Raw genomic sequence first — 18,429 nt, forward strand, 5'->3', positions numbered from 1 at the left:
TACATTTGCTAATCTTCAAATTAGGATTTTGCATTAAATTAAGATTTATCATTTTAAATAATAATCAAAATCTTGTGTTTAGTAGATTATTAAAAGAATTATAAAACAATTAAACTTTCAAAATGAAACTAAAATTTTTTCTAAGTGTAGTGTTAATTTCTGTTGTTTTATTTGGTTGTGTTGATGGCAAATCTGAAAAAACCAATGAAACCTCTGAAATTGTGGAAACTGAAAAGTTCAATTATAACGTTGAGCAATTTGCAGATTTAAAGATTTTAAGATATCAAATTCCGGGTTGGGATAAACTAACTTTAAAAGAGCAAAAGTTGGTGTATTATTTAACCCAAGCAGGATTATCTGGTAGAGATATTATTTGGGATCAAAACTATCGTCATAATTTAACTATTAGAAAAGCGCTTGAAAACATTTATACTAATTACAAAGGCGATAAAACTTCTGATAATTGGAAAGCTTTTGAGGTATATTTAAAACGTGTTTGGTTTAGTAATGGCATTCATCATCATTATTCAAATGATAAGATTAAACCAGAGTTTTCTGCAGATTATTTAAAAGAACTATTAACACAAACCAATACCGTTTTAGAAGGAGAGCCTTTTGATGTTATTTTTAATGATGCAGATTCTAAAAAAGTAAACAAGAAAAAAGGTATAGATAACATAGCAGAATCTGCGGTTAATTTTTACGGACCCAACGTTACTAATAAAGATGTTCAAAACTTTTATAAAACTAAAGTGTCTCCAGACCCAAATAAACCTTTGTCTTTTGGGTTAAACTCGCAGTTAGTAAAAGAAAATGGCGTGGTAAAAGAACGCGTTTATAAATCTGGAGGCCTTTATGGAAGTGCTATTGATGAAATAGTTAAATGGTTAGAACTAGCCAAAGGTGTTGCTGAAAATGAAGCGCAAGCTAATGCTCTAGGGGTATTAATTGAATATTATAAAACAGGTGATTTACAAACTTGGGATGATTATAATGTAGCTTGGACAAAAGCTACAGAAGGTAATATTGATTATATAAACAGTTTTATTGAAGTTTATAATGATCCATTAGGTTACAGAGGCTCTTATGAAACTATAGTGCAAATAAATGATTTTGATATGTCTCAAAAAATGAAGGTGTTATCAGATAATGCACAATGGTTTGAAGATAATTCATCTATCATGGATGAACATAAAAAAGAAAATGTTGTAGGGGTAACCTATAAAGTAGTTAATGTTGCAGGTGAAGCCGGTGATGCATCACCAAGTACACCAATAGGCGTTAATTTACCTAATGCCAACTGGATTCGTGCAAATGTTGGTAGTAAATCTGTTTCTTTAGGAAACATTGTTCATGCTTATAACAATTCAGGAAGTACAGGTCGTTTAAAAGAATTTGTTCATGATGAAGAAGAATTGCAGTTAGAAGAAAAGTATGGTGAATTAGCAGATAAGTTACATACAGCATTACATGAAGTAATAGGTCACGCTTCAGGAAAAATAAACCCAGGCGTTGGTACCGTAAATGAAACACTAAAAAATTATAGATCTACTTTAGAAGAAGGTAGAGCAGATTTAGTAGCATTATATTATTTATATGACAGTAAACTACAAGAACTAGGATTGGTTGATGATTGGAAATCTGTAGGAAAAGCAGCTTATGATGGTTATATAAGAAACGGTTTAATGATGCAATTAATTCGTTTAAATATAGGCGATGATGTTGAAGAAGCACACATGCGTAACAGGCAATGGGTTAGTGCTTGGGTTTATGAGAAAGGAAAAGCAGACAACGTTATTGAAAAAGTAACACGCAATGGTAAAACCTATTTTAATATAACCAATTATGAAAAACTGCATGAACTTTTTGGCGATTTATTACGTGAAACACAACGTATAAAATCTGAAGGAGATTATGCTGCTGTAGAAGCTTTAGTAGAAGGCTATGGAGTAAAAGTAGACCAAGCTATTCATGCCGAAGTTTTAGAACGTAATAAACAATTTACTTCGGCTCCATATTCTGGTTTTGTTAACCCTGTATTAGTTGCAGAAAAAAATGACCAAGGAGAAATAACAGAAATTAAGGTAACACAGCCAAATACATTTGCAGAACAAATGTTGTATTATAGTAAAAATTATAATTTTTTACCAGAGGTAAATTAAACACTAAAACACTTTTTTAAGTTAAAACAGAATCTTGTTTTCAAGGTTCTGTTTTTTTGTTTACACTAAAAATTAAAAGTAAAATGTTAATTACTAGTAAGATAGAGATAATTAATAGCGTCTTCATTATGTTCAGTTTTATTTAGTTATTAAATAGATGCTTGGGGTTAAAAAAGGTTGCGTTAATTAACACAATTTATTTATATAACAGTTTTAACTAAAAATTTCCTAGTGAGTTAAAGTAATTATTTAAAAAAGAATTTAATAGCTGCAATAAAAGCGATAAAAGCAATAAAGGCAATTAACACCCAAATGCTACCAGCATAAAACCGTTTATGAAGTTTTAAATCTTTACGGTAAGTAAAACCAATAATAATAGCGAAGACTATAAAAAATAAAACTCCAAAAATGATTTGACCTTTACTGAACATATAATTACTTTTATGCAAAAGTAAAAGAATTTTTTCTTTTAAAAATTCAGATTTACAGAAGAAATTAAATAAAATTAGATTAAAGAAAAACAATTTATGCAAGACAAAATAAACGCAGTTAAGGCATTTCATACAGCATTTAAAATAGGTCACAGAGAAACTCCAAAAGCAAACTTAGGCATTGATAAAAATACGTTACGCTACAAGTTAATGCGTGAAGAAAATGAAGAATATCTAGATGCCGCAAATGATGGTGATTTAGTTGAGGTGGCTGATGCCTTAGGCGATATGCTTTATATTTTATGCGGTACTATAATAGAACATGGTTTACAATATAAAATAGAAGAAGTGTTTGAAGAAATTCAGCGTAGTAATATGAGTAAGTTAGGAGCAGATGGAGAACCTATTTATAGAGAAGACGGGAAAGTGCTTAAAGGACCTAATTATTTTAAACCCAATATTCAATCAATTTTAGATAAATAAAAAAAGAGAAGCTATAAATTATAGCTTCTCTTTTTTTATTTGTGGTTTAGAATGTTTTTAATCAACTTTAAAACGCCATCCAAAAGGATCTTCAGATTTGTTTGTTTGAATATCTGTTATTTGTTTTTTAAAGAAATCTGCATAAGATTCATCTAATTTAGGTAGGTTATAATCTACATCTTTATACCCAAAAGCTGCAATAGGAGAAACAACAGCAGCTGTACCTGCTCCAAACATTTCTTTAAGCGTGCCATTTTTAGCAGCTTCTATCACTTCAGAAACCGATAGTTTTCTAACTTCAACATTAATTCTTTCAGCTTTAGCTAATTCAATAATGCTTTTTCTAGTTATACCATCTAAAATTCTATCACTTGTTGGTGCTGTAATTAATGTGTCGTTTATTCTAACAAAAATATTCATAGCACCAGCTTCTTCTATATACTCATGGGTATTATCATCAGTCCAAATAACTTGGTGATATCCTTTTTCTTTTGCTAATTGGGTAGGGTAAAATTGTCCTGCATAATTACCTCCAGCTTTTGCAAAACCAACACCTCCGTTGGCAGAACGAGAATATTTTTCTTCTATTAAAACTTTTACATCTCCAGAAAAATAAGAACCAGAAGGTGCCGTACAAATTATAAATTTATACTCATCGGCAGGAGAGGCATGAAACCCATTTCCCGAAGCAAATACAAACGGACGAATATATAAAGAGCTGCCTTCATTTTTAGGAATCCAGTCTTTATCAAGTTCTAATAAAGCCTTCAAACCTTCCATAAAATAAGCTTCAGGTAATTCTGGTATAGCTAATCGTTTAGATGAAATATTTAAACGTTTAAAATTATCTAAAGGACGAAATAACCAAACACTATCATTTTCATCCTTATAAGCTTTCATACCTTCAAAAACAGATTGGCCGTAATGAAAAATCTTTGCAGCAGGATCTAAAGTAATGGGTTGGTATGGTGTAATTTTTGGTTCCTGCCATTTACCATCTTTATAATCACACACTAGCATGTGGTCTGAAAATACACTTCCAAATTTCAAATCATCAAAGTCTACTTCATTAATTTTAGAAGACTTTGTTTTTATAATCTCAATATTATTGATTATTGTACTCATAATCTAGTAGTTTTACTTGACAAAGTTAAATAAAAAGGTTTTTAAAAAAGAGGTATATTTACATAAATAGTTTAAAATTGAAATTTTCAGAATATGAAACCAGTAATTATTGCTCTTATCTTTGTTTTAATGTTTAATGCTTGTAAAAATAAAGCAGATGAAACCCCAAAAGAACCTATTAAAATTGAGTATGCCTCTTTTGGTAAAGAAATTATTGCAGATGATGCTATAGCTTCATCATCAATGTTGTCTCATTACAAAGAAATGAATGTAGGAGACAGTATAAATTCAAAAATGACTGCCAAAGTACTTAAAGTTTGTCAAGCTAAAGGGTGTTGGATGACTTTAGATTTGGGTGATGGTAATGAGGCTATGGTAAAATTTAAAGATTACGGTTTTTTTGTACCCAAAGATATAGCAGGAAAAGACGTTGTTGTAAACGGAAAAGCTTATGTGAAGGAGGTTCCTGTAGATGAATTACAGCACTATGCTGAAGACGCAGGAAAATCGGCCGAAGAAATTGCAGCTATAACAAAACCTAAAAAAACCTTTTCTTTTGAAGCTGATGGGGTTTTGATTGCTCAATAAAAACAGCCAATTGAAAAGAGAAATCATCATTACAGCAGATGGTTCTGCAACTATTCATATTCCTGAATGGAATGAGCAGTACCACTCAAAACACGGAGCCATTCAAGAAGCATACCATGTGTTTATAAAACATGGATTACAGCATATATGTTTAAAACCCAATCAATCTTTATCTATATTAGAAATAGGTTTTGGTACAGGGTTAAATGCTTTAATCACGTTACTTGAGGCAGAGAAACTTCAAATTAAAATAAATTATGTTGGGGTAGAGGGATATCCTGTTAATTCTCAAGAAGTTGAAAAATTAAACTATGCTTCACAACTAAAATCTAATATTAATTTATTTAGGGAACTCCATAATATTGCTTGGGAAGAGGCGCATCAACTAACACCTTATTTCTCATTACAAAAACAGAATAAATTTTTTAAAGAAATAAAAGATAAAGATAGTTTTAATCTTATTTATTTTGATGCTTTTGGGGCACGTGTTCAACCAGAATTGTGGACAGAATCAATTTTTAAAAAAATGCACCATGCCTTAAAAAATGAAGGTGTTCTAGTAACCTATTCTGCAAAAGGTAGTGTGCGTAGAGCAATGCAAGCAGTAGGTTTTTCTGTAGAAAAATTGCCAGGGCCACCAGGTAAAAGAGAAATGCTTAGAGCCACAAAACTTTAATTATTTTAGTAATTGTTAAAGCTAATATAAAGTTTAGTAAATAGGAGCTTGATTTTGTATATTTAATATATGAGGATATTAATAACAGGAGCTACAGGACTTGTGGGACAACAAATTGTAAAAAGTTGCCATAGAGACAATATTGCTGTAAATTATCTTACCACTAGTAAATTAAAAATTAAAAATGAAGATAATTATAAAGGGTTTTATTGGAATATTAAAACCCAAGAAATTGATAGTAATTGTTTTAAAAACGTAGATGCCATTATTCACTTAGCTGGTGCTACAGTTTCTAAGCGGTGGACACCAGAGTATAAAGAAAAAATTATATCTAGCAGGGTAAAAAGCGCTCAGTTACTTATTAATGCTTTAAAAGGAGAGTCTCATAGCATTAAGCAAATAGTATCTGCAAGTGGTATTAGTATTTATCCGGATTCACTAGTTAATTATTATGGCGAAAGTTTTAAAGATTTAAACAAGTCATTTTTAGGAGATGTAGTTAAAGCTTGGGAGAATTCCGTTGAAGCATTTAAAACAGTGAATGTAGCTGTTTCTAAAATTAGAATAGGTTTGGTGTTAGCTAAAGATGGAGGTGCATTACCGCAAATGGTAAAACCCATTAAGTATGGTGTTGGGGCTGCTTTTGGTAGTGGTAAACAATGGCAATCATGGATTCATATTCAAGATTTAGCAGATATGTTTTTATATATTTTAAAAAACGGGTTAATTGGTGTGTATAATGGCGTTGCTCCCAACCCAGTAACTAATAAAGAGTTAACCAAAACCATTGCTAAAGTTGTAAAGAGACCTTTAATTTTGCCAAATATCCCAAAATTTTTAATGAAAATAATGATGGGAGAAATGCATGCACTTTTATTTGATAGTCAACGTGTTAGTTCAAAGAAAATTGAAGATAAAGGGTTTTATTTTAAATATCATCATTTAAAACCTACTTTAGAAGATATATTACTTAGCTAATTGCTTAAGGCCATCGTAAACCACAATACTCACGGCATTTGAAAGATTTAAGCTTCTAACATGTTTGTTGTAAATAGGTATTTTATAAAGTTGGTCTTGATGTTTTTTAGTAATTGATTTTGGTAGACCAACAGATTCTTTTCCAAAAATTAAAAATATATCATCCTCAAAAGGAATATCCTCATAAGTTTTATTGCCATGGCTAGAAAGAAAAGCCATTTTTTTGTTACTATTTTTTTTGAAAAAATCTTTTACATTATCATAATAAACAACGTCAAGATACTGCCAATAATCTAATCCTGCACGTTTTAATCTAGAGTCATTAATCTCAAAACCAAAAGGTTTTACTAAGTGTAATTTAGAGCCTGATGCTAAAGCTAATCGTCCAATATTACCAGTGTTGTTAGGTATTTCAGGCTCTATTAAAACAATATTTAAAGGCATTTAGTTTATTACAGATTTAACAAAATTACCAATAGAATTCACTCCCTCATTAGTAAGATGTTTTACAAAAGCACTGCCAATAATAGCCCCTTTAGCATACTTGGTAGCGGCCATAAACGTGTCGTTATTACTAATACCAAAACCAACTATTTGCGGATTTTTAAGGTTAAGACTATTAATACGCTCAAAATAATGCGTTTGTTCGTCGCCAAAACCAGATTTAGCACCAGTTGTACTAGCACTACTCACCATATAAATAAATCCGTTTGATACCGAATCAATAAATCGAATACGTTCATCGCTAGTTTGCGGTGTAATTAAAAACACGTTTATTAATCCGTATTTTTCAAAAGTAGTTTGGTATTCTTCATGATATACATCTACAGGTAAATCAGGAATAATCAACCCATCAATACCAATGTCTGCACATTTTTTACAAAATGCATCTACACCGTACTGCAACATTGGGTTAAAATACCCCATAATAATTAACGGAATATTTACAGTTTCTCTAATATCTTTTAATTGCTTAAAAAGTACCTCTGTAGTCATCCCGTTTTTAAGTGCTTGCGTAGAGCTTTCCTGTATAGTTGGGCCATCAGCAAGTGGGTCGCTAAACGGTAAACCAATTTCAATTAAATCTACACCATTCTTTTCTAAATCCTGAATAATTTTAACGGTGTCATCTAAATTAGGATACCCTGCGGTAAAATATATAGACAATAATTTTTTGTCTTCCTGTAGCTTTTCTTTAATTCGATTCATGTTATATCTTTTTGGGCGTTACCCACAAGGGGTCGGGCTTTCACGAGTCGCTCTCTACGAGGAGCTCCAACAATCGTTCAATCCCTAACGCGTCATATCGTCTTTAATTTATATTTTAAAATAATCAATATAATTCTGTAAATCTTTGTCGCCTCTACCCGATAAACTCATTACAATTACGTCATCTGGCTTAAACTGTTTTTGTTTAAAAATAGCAAGCGCATGAGAACTTTCAATGGCAGGAATAATACCTTCCAATTCACATAATTCTAAGCCCGCTTTCATAGCTTCATCATCTGTAATTGATAAAAATTCTGCTCTACCAGTTTTTGCTAAATGGGCATGCATAGGGCCAACACCAGGATAATCTAAACCAGCCGAAATAGAGTAGGGCTCCGTTATTTGTCCATCTGCGGTTTGCATCAACAAGGTTTTACAACCATGAATAATACCTTCTTTACCTAATACCGATGTAGCGGCACTTTCACCAGAATCTACACCTAAACCAGCAGCTTCAACCGCAATAATTTTTACATCATCTTCATGTAAATAGTGGTAATATGTTCCTGCGGCATTGCTTCCACCACCAATACAAGCAGCTACGTAATCTGGGTTTTCTCTACCTTCATGTTCTTTAAGTTGCCATTTTATTTCTTCTGAAATTACAGATTGAAATCGTGTTACCATATCTGGGTATGGGTGCGGACCAATAGCAGAACCAATAATGTAATGCGTGTTTACGGGGTTGTTAATCCAATCGCGAATGGCTTCGTTGGTGGCATCTTTTAAGGTACGACTTCCTGAGAGCGCAGGTACTACAGTAGCACCTAGCATTTTCATTCTAGCCACGTTTGGTGCTTGTCGTGCAATATCAATTTCGCCCATGTAAACAATACATTCTAACCCCATAAGCGCACAAACAGTTGCTGTAGCTACACCGTGTTGTCCGGCACCAGTTTCGGCAATTATTCGGGTTTTACCAAGACGTTTTGCCATTAAAATTTGCCCTATGGTATTGTTTATTTTATGAGCACCTGTATGGTTTAAATCTTCTCGTTTTAAGTAGATTTTAGTGTTATATTTTTTAGATAGGCGTTTGGCAAAATATAATGGCGAAGGACGTCCAACATAGTCTTTTAACAGTTGGTTAAACTCCTTTTGAAAGTCTGGCTCTGCCATAACCTTCAAATAATTTTGGCGTAATTCTTCTACATTAGGGTACAACATCTCGGGAATAAACGCCCCACCAAAATTACCATAATAACCTTTTTCATCTACATTATAATTCATTGTTTTTTTATCATTAAGTTTATTAATGAATTCTCTTAAGTTTGAAGTGCTTTTTAAGCCTGGTTCTAATTCAAACTTACTGTTTACATCAATTGCGTAACAATATTTTGAAACTTCATTTTCTTTGAATTTTTTAATATCGGTTACATTATTTAAACCAATGCCTCCACTTAAAAAAAATGGTTTTGTAGAAGGGTAATCTTTTAAAAGATTCCAATCAAATTTGTAACCATTTCCACCAGGAAGTTTTCCTTTTGTATCAAATAAAAAGTAATCGCATACCTTTTCATAAGGTTCTAAAACTTCAAAGTTAAATTCGTCTTTTATTGAAAATACTTTTATAATTTCAATGGGTTTAGCCAACATGGTTGTAGAGCGCAGTATACTGCAATAATATGATGTTTCTTCGCCATGTAGTTGTACGGCATCTAATTTAAACTCATTAACTTTTTCAATTACTGTAGTAACATTTTCATCTACAAATACACCTACTTTTTTAATGTTTTTAGAAATTTCTGGAATTTTGGTGTTAAAGTGTCTTGGTGTTTCTTCATAAAAAATAAATCCAAGATAATCAGGTTGCAATGCAGCAACTTGTTCTATATTATCTTGATATTTCATTCCGCATATTTTTAATTTCATCCTTCTAATGCTTTTATAAATTGTGTTGCGCTGGCGCCAGGGTTCTCAGTTTTCATAAAATTTTCACCAATTAAAAATCCTTGGTAGCCATAGGATTGAAGTTCATTTATAGCTTCAATATTACTAATACCACTTTCTGAAACTTTTACAAAATCATCGGGTATTAAGCTACTTAATGATTTGCTTGTTTCTAAACTAACGTTAAACGTTTTTAAATTTCTGTTGTTAACCCCTAGCATGTCTAAACTAGGCATGATGGATTTATGTAATTCTTCTTCATTATGAACTTCTAAAAGCACATTAAGATTTAAGCTTTTTGCAAACTCTGAAAACTGTTTAATTTCATCTCTAGTTAAAATGGCAGCAATGAGTAAAATAACATCAGCACCATAGGCTTTGGCTTCAAGTATTTGGTATTCATCTATTATGAACTCTTTTCTTAAAAGTGGTAAATTACAACTTGCTCTAGCTGTTAATAAATCGTCTAAAGAACCACCAAAATATTTACCATCTGTTAAAACTGACATGCCACAAACACCAGCGTTCTCATATCCTAAGGCTACATCATGCACGTTTAAATTGTTATTAATAACAGATTTTGAAGGTGAACGACGTTTATGTTCTGCAATAATGCCCGATTTGCTGTTACGTAAGTTGTTTGCTAATGAAACAGTTGCTCGTGTGAATAAAACCGATTGTTCTAGTTGTGAAGTTGGAATTAATACTTTTCTTAAACTAACTTCTTTATGTTTATCTATTACTATTTTATCTAAAATGTTCATTTGCCTAGTTCAATTAAAGCGTCTAAACTCTGTTTTGCTTTTCCAGAAAACAACGATTCTTTGGCTAATTCAAAACCTTCTTGGTGTGTTATGTGTTTGGTAGTAGCAATAGCTAAACCTGCATTTGCACAAACTACATTATTTTGCGCTTCGGTTCCGTTACCACTAATGATATCTACAAATATTTTTGCAGCTTCATCAATACTATTGCCACCAAAAATGTCTTCTTGTTTTACTGCAGATATACCTAAATCTTCTGGTGAAAATAATTTTTCTGAATAATTTGAAACAATTTTTGCTTTACCTGTTAGTGAAATTTCATCGTATCCGTCTAGTGCATAAATTATGTTATAATTTTTATCAGTATTTTGATATAAGAAACTGTAAAGACGTAATATTTCTAAATTGAAAACCCCAAGTATTTGGTTTTTGGGGAATGACGGATTTACCATTGGTCCTAGCATGTTAAAAAATGTTTTTACACCCAATTGTTTTCTAATGGGAGCCACATTTTTCATAGCTGGATGGAATAAAGGCGCGTGTAAAATACAGATGCCAGCTTTATCTAAACAACGTTTTAGAAAATCTTCATCATTTGAAAATTTTACACCTAAAGATTCCATAACATTTGATGACCCTGATGTTGAAGAAACCCCATAATTACCATGTTTAGTAACATGAACTCCTGCTCCTGCAGTAATAAAAGAGGATAGCGTAGAGATGTTAAAGGTGTTTTTACCATCACCACCTGTACCTACAATATCAATGGTATTAAAATCTTTTAAATTTATAGGAATACATAGCTCTAAAAGTGCATCTCTAAAGCCTTGTAATTCTTCTAGGGTTATGCTGCGCATCATGAAAACCGATAAGAAACAGGCTATTTGGCTTGGGTTGTACATATCTTTTGATATGTTTACTATAACCTGTTTTGCCTCTTCTGATGAGATGGTTTCATGGTTTATTAATCTGTTTAAAATATCTTTCATTTTTAGTGACTTTTGGCTGTTTGCTTTTATCTAAAAGCTAAAGGCAAAGAGCAAATTGCTAGTTGTTTACCCAATTTTCTAGTATTTGTTTTCCTTGAGGGGTTAAAACAGATTCTGGATGATATTGCACACCTTTTACATCATATTCTTTATGTCTTAAAGACATGACTTGTCCGTTAGCATCATAAGATGTTGCTTCTAAACTCTCTGGTAAATTAGCGTTAACTACCCAAGAGTGATATCTACCAACTTCAATTTCTTTATTTAAGCCTTTAAATATAGGTTCATCATTTACACAGATTTCAACTTTAGTAGCAACACCGTGATAAACTTCATCTAAATTTATTAGTGAGCCACCAAAAACTTCACCGATGGCTTGTTGCCCTAAACATACTCCTAAAATACTTTTCGTAGAGGCATATTTTTTAATGATTGCTTTTAACAAACCAGCTTCGTCTGGGATTCCTGGACCTGGTGATAGTACAATTTTATCAAAAGGCTCTACGTCTTCTAATGCTAATTTATCATTTCTATAAACTGTTACGTCACAGTTTAAATCTTCTAAATAATGAACTAGATTATAGGTAAAACTGTCGTAGTTGTCTATTACTAATACTTTTTTCATTTTAAACTTTCTAACTTCTAACTTGCGTTAGGGATTGAACGATTGTTGGAGCTCCTTGTAGAGAGCGACTCGTGAAAGCCCGCCCCTTTGGGGAACGCCCAAATAATACTAAATATCTTTAGCTAAGTGAATAGCTTTATTTAACGCTCCTAATTTATTGAACACTTCTTGTTTTTCGCTCTCTGGATTAGATTTTGAAACTATGCCTGCGCCTGCTTGCCAGTTCAGTTTATAATCTTTACTTAAAAATGTTCTAATCATTATGGCATGGTTAAAATTGCCATCAAAATCCATAAACCCAATGGCGCCTCCATAAAACCCTCTACTTGTTTTTTCATATTTTTCAATAAGTTGCATAGCCATGTGTTTTGGCGCACCGCTTAAGGTTCCTGCAGGAAATGTATCTGCAACTACTTGCATGGTAGAAGTGGTGTTGTGTTTATGCCCTGTAACTTTACTTACCAAATGAATGACGTGTGAGAAGAATTGAACTTCTCTGTAAGTTTCAACTTTTACATTGCTTCCGTGACGACTTAAATCGTTTCTAGCTAAATCTACTAGCATAACGTGTTCTGCATTTTCTTTATCGTCTGTTTTTAATTTTTGGGCAAGAATTTCGTCTTGTTCATCATTACCAGTTCTTTTAAAAGTTCCGGCAATGGGGTGTATTTCTGCTAATCCATCGGTTACAATTAATTGAGCTTCTGGTGAGCTACCAAATATTTTAAAATCACCATAATCAAAATAAAATAAATATGGAGAAGGATTTATGCTTCTTAAGGCTCTGTATACATTAAAATCATCGCCCGTGAATTCTTGCGAAAAACTTCTAGATAAAACTAATTGAAAAACATCGCCTCTGTGACAGTGTTTTTTTGCATAATCTACATGTTGCAAAAATTCATCATCGGTTAAATTAGATACAATATCTCCTTTTATGTTAAAATTGAATGATGCAAAATTTTGAACGTTAATAAGTTTGTCTATAGCATCAATATTGTTTTCAATGCCATCAGGACAATGCGCAAAAATATAAGCTTCGTTTTTAAAATGATTTATAGCTATAATGTTTTGGTACACCGCATAATAAACATCTGGTATTGAAACAGAGTTTTCTTTTTTGCTAATTTTTATATCTTCAAAATATCTTACTGCATCATAAGCTGTGTACCCAAAAATACCGTTGTTAATGAATTTGAAATCTTCTTTTGAAGCAATATTAAATCGTTTTGTGAAATTGTAAATTTCATCAACTACATTCACCTCGTTGGTAATGGGTAGGTTTTTTGTAGTTCCATCAGGAAATGTTTCAGTAACAATTTCATTTTCAACCTTAATAGAAGCTATAGGGTTAAAACAAATGTATGAGAAGTTTTTGTGGTTTCTGTGATAATCGCCACTTTCTAACAAAATACTGTTTGGGTATTTGTCTCTAATTTTATAATAAACGGTAACAGGTGTTATAGTGTCTGTTAATATACGCTTATGATGTGTTGTTAAATTAAATGTTTTCATTTATTTGAAATTGATATCATATAAAAAAAGCCTGTCGTGAATGACAAGCCTTATTGATATTTTAAAATTAAATATACTAAGTTTCTACTTCACGAACGTTGAGTTTCTGAAGCACCACCACCAAGTATTATTTAATTGTGTATTCATTTATTTTTTTTCTGTGAGTCAAATATAGAAATGAAAAAAGTATTTTACAAAAGAATAAACTTTTTTTTATTTAAAAGTTTGTTAAACTGCATATAATTTAAAGAGCCAATCTTTATTTTTACGTTTATGAAAACAAAACTATTATTTGTTGCTATTTTAATAATGGCAAGCTGTAACAATAACAATAAAGACAGTAAAACTAGTTTAACTGTAAAGGAAATTACAGAAAAAGAAGCTGTAAATAAAGGAGGAGACGATTTAGAAATTTATGATTTTAATGGTTTGCAACCGTTATTAAGCAAAACAGATGATACTGTTTATGTAATAAACTTTTGGGCTACTTGGTGTGCTCCATGTGTAAAAGAGTTGCCTTATTTTGAAGACTTGTATGCAAATTATAAAGATGAAAATGTAGAAGTTATATTGGTTAGTTTAGATTTTCCACATCAATTTGAAACTAAGTTAAAACCATTTATAAAAAAGAATAAGTTACAAGCCAAAGTAGTTGTTTTAGATGATGTAGATTCTAACAGCTGGATACCCAAAGTAAATAAAGATTGGTCTGGATCTATACCAGCAACTATTATTTACAAAAATGATAAACGAAGTTTCTTTGAAAAATCGTTTACATACAATGAATTAGAAAACGAACTTAAAAAATTTTTAAACTAAAAAAAAGATGAGCAAAACACTTAAATTTTTCACTGTAGCCTTTATGGCTTTAGTAGCATTAGCTTTTACTGTACCTAACAGAAATGTTGGTGATGGCTATAAAATTGGAGATATAGCCGAAGATTTTTCATTAAAAAATATTGATGGAAAAATGGTGTCTCTTTCAGATTACAAAGATGCTAAGGGCTTCATTATTACTTTTACTTGTAATACTTGCCCATATGCAGTTATGTATGAAGATCGTATTATTGAATTAGATAAAAAATATGCGCCACAGGGGTATCCGGTTATTGCAATTATGCCCAACAATACCGCTGTTAAACCAGGAGATGATATAGAAGCCATGAAAAAGCGAGCAGCAAGCAAGGGTTTTACATTCCCATATTTAATAGATGCTAAGCAAGAGGTTTTTCCAAAATTTGGGGCAACTAAAACACCACATATTTTTGTTTTAGATAAAAAAGAAAGTGGTTTAGTTGTTGAGTATATTGGAGCTATTGATGATAATTATAAAGATCCATCAGCAGTTAAAACGAAATATGTAGAAGATGCTGTAGATGCATTAATTAATGGTAAAGAAGTTCCTCAAAAAGAAACTAGAGCCATTGGTTGTTCTATAAAGGTTTAAAATAATATTCAATTAGATAAATGTAAAATCTGAGGTGTAATGCTTCAGATTTTTTTCGTCTATAATGATTAGAAGTACTAATTTTGCCAAATCAATAATAAAAAATAAAAAATGGAAGATTTAACACAAGAAGAATGGGCAGAACAATTAGCAAATGATGAGAACGCTGTTGTATTAGATGTAAGAACAAATGCCGAAGTAGCTGAAGGAATTATTCCTAATGCCATACATATAGATTTTTATTTAGGCGATGAGTTTGTAGATAAAGTAGATCAATTAGATAAAAGCAAAAACTACTACGTGTATTGTCGTTCAGGTAATAGAAGCGGACAAGCTTGTGCTATTATGGAAGAATTAGGTTTTGAGAATGCCTATAACCTTGAAGGCGGTATGTTAGATTGGACAGGAGATGTAGTTGATAAGGAATAAACAATGAGAAAGTTTATCATACTCAGTGGCACTATTTTTTTTATGTCTTTCTTTAGTTGTAAAGACAGTACAGATAAAAATAGTGCTATTAATATTTCTCCCAACGATTTGTTTGAAGCCCTTCAAAAAGATAGTATTCAACTGGTTGATGTTAGAACTCCTAAAGAATATCTAGCTGGTTTTATAAAAACAGCACAAAATATGGATTATAAATCATCAAATTTCAGTACTAATTTAAAGGCTTTAAATAGACAAAAACCGGTATATATTTATTGTAGGTCTGGTAAAAGAAGCGAAAAAAGTATTAAAATATTTCAGGAAGCTGGATTCGAAAAAATATATAATCTTGAAGGAGGAATTCTTAATTGGAAACAAAAAGGATTAGACACCTTTAAGTAATTACATTATTATGTAAATACCCTGTAACTTATCTAGGTTTTAACTTTCACCTTTTTTTTAAGTACTTCATCTTTTTAATTTTAAAGTACTTATCTCTTTTTTTATCTTTATATAAAGTTTAGCTTTTTCTTAAAAAATTAAGATTAAAGTAGGTTTAAATTTTGTTGAATTAATAGCACAAAAAAGTTATGGATAACGGTTATATTATTTTGGGGATAATAGCATTACTGTTTTTAAGTATGTATGGATTTGCTTATTTTTCTGTTGCAATGGAAAAAATTAAGCAAAGGAAAGCTCAGAAAAAACAGCTAGAATTAGAAGAAATTAGAAAAAAACAGCGCGCTGAGAACCAAAAAATTAGAGAAGAGAAACTTCGAAAGTTTAATGAGCGAAAAGAAGAAATTCAAAGAGAACTTATGCTTCTAGAAAAAATGAAGCTAAAACAAAAAGTTAGTTAACTAACTATTTTTGCTTAAAAAATATTGCCCATATATTATTATATGGGTTTTTTGTATAAAAATATAGTGATTTAAAAACTACTATTACTTAGTATATTTTATAATTTTATTGCCCCAAAATTCTATTAAATAAACTAACTAAAATACGTTTGAGAGCTATCAAATGGGTTTTATATTATGGTTAAAAATCTTTCCTTTTTTATAATTGTATTTGTTTTTTGCTCAAAACTATTTGCGCAACAGGTAAGTATTTCTACACGCTTTTCTCAAGACGGAACCTTATACAAAAACGTCAACAAGAGTATAAATGAACTCATTCAGCCCGTAATAAGTTTTAAAGAAGGTCAGAAATGTATTGTTCTAAGTTACCTAGGAAACGATAATTATAAGGTGCTATTTAAAGATAATATTGGTCTTGTAACTATAGAGGATCTTGTGGTAAATAATGAAATTGAAGATCTATATTTTGAGTTTCAAGAAAAAGAAAGAGAGTTAAGAAGAAAGGAGGAGGAAGCAAGGAAGAAAAGAATCTATGAGATAGTAAACAAAGAAAAGATTGAAAAAGAAAAGGCAGAACAACGAAGATTAGATTCTATAGCCAAAGCTGAAGAAGCAGCAAGATTAGAAAAGCAAAGATTAGAAGCAGAGGCACGCAAACGAGAAGCTGCTTTACGTGAACAGAGAAGATTAGATTCTATAGCCAAAGCTGAAGAAGCAGCAAGATTAGAAAAGCAAAGATTAGAAGCAGAGGCACGCAAACGAGAAGCTGCTTTACGTGAACAGAGAAGATTAGATTCCATAGCCAAAGCTGAAGAAGCAGCAAGATTAGAAAAGCAAAGATTAGAAGCAGAGGCACGCAAACGAGAAGCAGTTATACGCGAACAACGAAGATTAGATTCCATAGCCAAAGCTGAAGAATTAGCTAGATTAGAAAAGCAAAGATTAGAAGCAGAAGCTCGCCAACGGGAAGCTGCTTTACGTGAACAGAGAAGATTAGATTCTATAGCCAAAGCCGAAGAAGCAGCAAGATTAGAAAAGCAAAGATTAGAAGCAGAAGCAGAAGCTCGCCAACGGGAAGCGGCTATACGCGAACAACAAAAATTAGATTCCATAGCCCAAGCCGAAGAATTAGCTAGATTAGAAAAGCAAAGATTAGAAGCAGAAGCACGTAAACGAGAAGCTGCTATACGTGAACAGAGAAGATTAGATTCTATAGCACAAGTCGAAGAAACAGCGAGATTAGAAAAACAAAGATTAGAAGCAGAAGCTCGCCAACGGGAAGCGGCTATACGCGAACAACAAAAATTAGATTCCATAGCCCAAGCCGAAGAATTAGCTAGATTAGAAAAGCAAAGATTAGAAGCAGAGGCACGCCAACGGGAAGCAGCTTTACGTGAACAGAGAAGATTAGATTCCATAGCCAAAGCTGAAGAAGCAGCAAGATTAGAAAAGCAAAGATTAGAAGCAGAGGCACGCAAACGAGAAGCTGCTTTACGTGAACAGAGAAGGTTAGATTCTATAGCCAAAGCTGAAGAATTAGCTAGATTAGAAAAACAAAGATTAGAAGCAGAAGCGCGTAAACGAGAGGAGGTATTAAAAGAGCGACGTAGACTTGAGGCAGCAGCTAAAGCTAAAGAAGCGGAACAAAAGCGTATTGCGTTAGAAAAAAAGCAACCTGCAGAGAAGAAAAAGTTTGATATAAAGGCTTTAGAAAGACAAAAATTTAGAAGAACTTGTCATTATGCAATGAATGAGTTTGATTATATATCTCAAGAAAAAATCATTTTAACTAAAAAATATAACTTAAGTAAAAACTTATCGGTAGAGCTTTATAAAAAAGGAGGGAAGGTAGATGTGTTTTTCAGTTCTAGTTTAAATTTGGGATGCGTTAGTGGCTATTCAAGTAAAAAGTCTTACGTTAAAGTACAATTAACAAATAATAAGGTTGTTACTTTTTATCATACTTATGGTACAAATTGTAGTGATTTTGAGTTTAAAGGAAGTTTGTCTAAAGAGCAAATGACAGTTTTAAAAAGTGCTCCTATTAAATCTGTTCTTTTAAAAGGTACTGAGGGATCAAAAGAAATATTAGATATTGATTATAAAGAATTCTTTTTAGATAAATTAAAATGTGTGGAATAAAAAATCTACTTGTTTTTTTATGATTTTTCCATAGTAGTTTTGTGTGAGTTCAAAATAAA

General features: G+C 31.7%; 20 protein-coding genes and 1 pseudogene. 11 read left to right on the forward strand and 10 right to left on the reverse strand.

What is annotated here, in order from left to right; translation table 11 throughout:
- The first annotated feature begins 122 nt into the window (after positions 1-122).
- Positions 123-2,162 (forward strand): dipeptidyl-peptidase 3 family protein, encoded by a 2,040-nt coding sequence (locus J1D01_RS13095; protein WP_421151117.1) that lies wholly within the window; start codon positions 123-125, stop codon positions 2,160-2,162.
- Positions 2,163-2,407: 245 nt separating this feature from the next.
- Here the strand turns inward: J1D01_RS13095 and J1D01_RS13100 are convergent, their stop codons facing one another.
- Positions 2,408-2,593 carry a hypothetical protein gene (locus J1D01_RS13100; RefSeq protein ID WP_372938746.1) on the reverse strand — a complete coding sequence of 62 codons (186 nt, stop codon included), beginning with the start codon at positions 2,591-2,593 and terminating at the stop codon, positions 2,408-2,410.
- Between the two features lie 96 nt (positions 2,594-2,689).
- On the opposite strand from J1D01_RS13100, the gene J1D01_RS13105 reads away from it, so the two are divergent.
- Positions 2,690-3,076, forward strand: a complete 387-nt coding sequence (locus J1D01_RS13105) for a hypothetical protein (RefSeq protein WP_372938745.1) — start codon at positions 2,690-2,692, stop codon at positions 3,074-3,076.
- Between the two features lie 57 nt (positions 3,077-3,133).
- On the opposite strand, the gene J1D01_RS13110 is transcribed toward J1D01_RS13105, so the two are convergent.
- Positions 3,134-4,201 (reverse strand): branched-chain amino acid aminotransferase, encoded by a 1,068-nt coding sequence (locus J1D01_RS13110; RefSeq protein WP_421151118.1) that lies wholly within the window; start codon positions 4,199-4,201, stop codon positions 3,134-3,136.
- A 93-nt stretch (positions 4,202-4,294) separates the two neighbouring features.
- Here J1D01_RS13110 and J1D01_RS13115 point away from each other — a divergent pair, with 93 nt between their 5' ends.
- From J1D01_RS13115 to J1D01_RS13125, 3 genes are all read left to right on the forward strand, one after another.
- Complete coding sequence (locus J1D01_RS13115; RefSeq protein ID WP_421151119.1) at positions 4,295-4,789, forward strand: DUF4920 domain-containing protein; 495 nt, start codon at positions 4,295-4,297, stop codon at positions 4,787-4,789.
- 10 nt (positions 4,790-4,799) lie between these two features.
- Entirely contained in the window at positions 4,800-5,465 is a 666-nt protein-coding gene (gene mnmD / locus J1D01_RS13120) for a tRNA (5-methylaminomethyl-2-thiouridine)(34)-methyltransferase MnmD (protein ID WP_421151120.1), read from the forward strand.
- Positions 5,466-5,534: 69 nt separating this feature from the next.
- Complete coding sequence (locus J1D01_RS13125) at positions 5,535-6,443, forward strand: TIGR01777 family oxidoreductase (RefSeq protein ID WP_421151121.1); 909 nt, start codon at positions 5,535-5,537, stop codon at positions 6,441-6,443.
- Here J1D01_RS13125 and J1D01_RS13130 read toward each other — a convergent pair.
- From J1D01_RS13130 to J1D01_RS13165, 8 genes and pseudogenes are all read right to left on the reverse strand, one after another.
- Positions 6,432-6,887, reverse strand: coding sequence for a tRNA (cytidine(34)-2'-O)-methyltransferase (locus tag J1D01_RS13130; RefSeq protein ID WP_421151122.1), 456 nt, complete (start codon positions 6,885-6,887; stop codon positions 6,432-6,434). The two genes, J1D01_RS13125 and J1D01_RS13130, sit on opposite strands and share 12 nt — an antisense overlap.
- Positions 6,888-7,652 carry a tryptophan synthase subunit alpha gene (trpA, locus tag J1D01_RS13135; RefSeq protein WP_421151123.1) on the reverse strand — a complete coding sequence of 255 codons (765 nt, stop codon included), beginning with the start codon at positions 7,650-7,652 and terminating at the stop codon, positions 6,888-6,890.
- 108 nt (positions 7,653-7,760) lie between these two features.
- Positions 7,761-8,942: a tryptophan synthase subunit beta gene (gene trpB, locus J1D01_RS13140; RefSeq protein WP_421151150.1), complete on the reverse strand. Its 1,182-nt coding sequence runs from the start codon at positions 8,940-8,942 to the stop codon at positions 7,761-7,763.
- A gap of 33 nt (positions 8,943-8,975) precedes the next feature.
- Positions 8,976-9,584: pseudogene (locus J1D01_RS13145) on the reverse strand (phosphoribosylanthranilate isomerase); the annotation flags it as partial.
- Positions 9,581-10,366, reverse strand: coding sequence for an indole-3-glycerol phosphate synthase TrpC (gene trpC / locus J1D01_RS13150; RefSeq protein ID WP_421151124.1), 786 nt, complete (start codon positions 10,364-10,366; stop codon positions 9,581-9,583). The gene trpC and the pseudogene J1D01_RS13145, both read right to left, overlap by 4 nt.
- Entirely contained in the window at positions 10,363-11,355 is a 993-nt protein-coding gene (trpD, locus tag J1D01_RS13155; protein WP_421151125.1) for an anthranilate phosphoribosyltransferase, read from the reverse strand. The genes trpC and trpD overlap by 4 nt, the downstream gene beginning before the upstream one ends.
- Before the next feature lie 58 nt (positions 11,356-11,413).
- The gene (locus J1D01_RS13160) at positions 11,414-11,980 is read right to left on the reverse strand and encodes an anthranilate synthase component II (protein ID WP_421151126.1); all 567 of its coding nucleotides are present in this window, start codon (positions 11,978-11,980) and stop codon (positions 11,414-11,416) included.
- A 108-nt stretch (positions 11,981-12,088) separates the two neighbouring features.
- Positions 12,089-13,495, reverse strand: coding sequence for an anthranilate synthase component I family protein (locus tag J1D01_RS13165; RefSeq protein WP_421151127.1), 1,407 nt, complete (start codon positions 13,493-13,495; stop codon positions 12,089-12,091).
- A 273-nt stretch (positions 13,496-13,768) separates the two neighbouring features.
- Here J1D01_RS13165 and J1D01_RS13170 point away from each other — a divergent pair, with 273 nt between their 5' ends.
- The 6 genes from J1D01_RS13170 to J1D01_RS13195 all read left to right on the forward strand — a co-directional run bounded on the left by J1D01_RS13170 (position 13,769) and on the right by J1D01_RS13195 (position 18,370).
- Complete coding sequence (locus J1D01_RS13170; protein ID WP_421151128.1) at positions 13,769-14,314, forward strand: TlpA disulfide reductase family protein; 546 nt, start codon at positions 13,769-13,771, stop codon at positions 14,312-14,314.
- 7 nt (positions 14,315-14,321) lie between these two features.
- On the forward strand, positions 14,322-14,942 hold the full coding sequence (locus J1D01_RS13175; protein ID WP_421151129.1) for a thioredoxin family protein: 621 nt from the start codon (positions 14,322-14,324) through the stop codon (positions 14,940-14,942).
- Between the two features lie 111 nt (positions 14,943-15,053).
- Positions 15,054-15,371: a rhodanese-like domain-containing protein gene (locus tag J1D01_RS13180; RefSeq protein WP_421151130.1), complete on the forward strand. Its 318-nt coding sequence runs from the start codon at positions 15,054-15,056 to the stop codon at positions 15,369-15,371.
- 3 nt (positions 15,372-15,374) lie between these two features.
- Positions 15,375-15,770, forward strand: a complete 396-nt coding sequence (locus tag J1D01_RS13185) for a rhodanese-like domain-containing protein (protein ID WP_421151131.1) — start codon at positions 15,375-15,377, stop codon at positions 15,768-15,770.
- 188 nt (positions 15,771-15,958) lie between these two features.
- Positions 15,959-16,228 (forward strand): hypothetical protein, encoded by a 270-nt coding sequence (locus J1D01_RS13190; protein WP_421151132.1) that lies wholly within the window; start codon positions 15,959-15,961, stop codon positions 16,226-16,228.
- A gap of 177 nt (positions 16,229-16,405) precedes the next feature.
- A complete protein-coding gene (locus tag J1D01_RS13195; protein WP_421151133.1) occupies positions 16,406-18,370 on the forward strand; it encodes a hypothetical protein in 1,965 nt (654 codons plus the stop codon).
- Positions 18,371-18,429: the final 59 nt, after the last annotated feature.

Source organism: Seonamhaeicola sp. NFXS20 (assembly GCF_049132085.1).
In the GTDB taxonomy this organism is placed as follows: domain Bacteria; phylum Bacteroidota; class Bacteroidia; order Flavobacteriales; family Flavobacteriaceae; genus Seonamhaeicola.

Coding starts and splice junctions, on each gene's coding strand:
- J1D01_RS13095 (WP_421151117.1), top strand. CDS start 123: ATGAAACTAAAATTTTTTCTAAGTGTAGTGTTAATTTCTGTTGTTTTA.
- J1D01_RS13100 (WP_372938746.1), bottom strand. CDS start 2,593: ATGTTCAGTAAAGGTCAAATCATTTTTGGAGTTTTATTTTTTATAGTC.
- J1D01_RS13105 (WP_372938745.1), top strand. CDS start 2,690: ATGCAAGACAAAATAAACGCAGTTAAGGCATTTCATACAGCATTTAAA.
- J1D01_RS13110 (WP_421151118.1), bottom strand. CDS start 4,201: ATGAGTACAATAATCAATAATATTGAGATTATAAAAACAAAGTCTTCT.
- J1D01_RS13115 (WP_421151119.1), top strand. CDS start 4,295: ATGAAACCAGTAATTATTGCTCTTATCTTTGTTTTAATGTTTAATGCT.
- J1D01_RS13125 (WP_421151121.1), top strand. CDS start 5,535: ATGAGGATATTAATAACAGGAGCTACAGGACTTGTGGGACAACAAATT.
- J1D01_RS13130 (WP_421151122.1), bottom strand. CDS start 6,887: ATGCCTTTAAATATTGTTTTAATAGAGCCTGAAATACCTAACAACACT.
- trpA (WP_421151123.1), bottom strand. CDS start 7,652: ATGAATCGAATTAAAGAAAAGCTACAGGAAGACAAAAAATTATTGTCT.
- trpB (WP_421151150.1), bottom strand. CDS start 8,942: ATGAATTATAATGTAGATGAAAAAGGTTATTATGGTAATTTTGGTGGG.
- trpC (WP_421151124.1), bottom strand. CDS start 10,366: ATGAACATTTTAGATAAAATAGTAATAGATAAACATAAAGAAGTTAGT.
- trpD (WP_421151125.1), bottom strand. CDS start 11,355: ATGAAAGATATTTTAAACAGATTAATAAACCATGAAACCATCTCATCA.
- J1D01_RS13160 (WP_421151126.1), bottom strand. CDS start 11,980: ATGAAAAAAGTATTAGTAATAGACAACTACGACAGTTTTACCTATAAT.
- J1D01_RS13165 (WP_421151127.1), bottom strand. CDS start 13,495: ATGAAAACATTTAATTTAACAACACATCATAAGCGTATATTAACAGAC.
- J1D01_RS13170 (WP_421151128.1), top strand. CDS start 13,769: ATGAAAACAAAACTATTATTTGTTGCTATTTTAATAATGGCAAGCTGT.
- J1D01_RS13175 (WP_421151129.1), top strand. CDS start 14,322: ATGAGCAAAACACTTAAATTTTTCACTGTAGCCTTTATGGCTTTAGTA.
- J1D01_RS13180 (WP_421151130.1), top strand. CDS start 15,054: ATGGAAGATTTAACACAAGAAGAATGGGCAGAACAATTAGCAAATGAT.
- J1D01_RS13185 (WP_421151131.1), top strand. CDS start 15,375: ATGAGAAAGTTTATCATACTCAGTGGCACTATTTTTTTTATGTCTTTC.
- J1D01_RS13190 (WP_421151132.1), top strand. CDS start 15,959: ATGGATAACGGTTATATTATTTTGGGGATAATAGCATTACTGTTTTTA.
- J1D01_RS13195 (WP_421151133.1), top strand. CDS start 16,406: ATGGTTAAAAATCTTTCCTTTTTTATAATTGTATTTGTTTTTTGCTCA.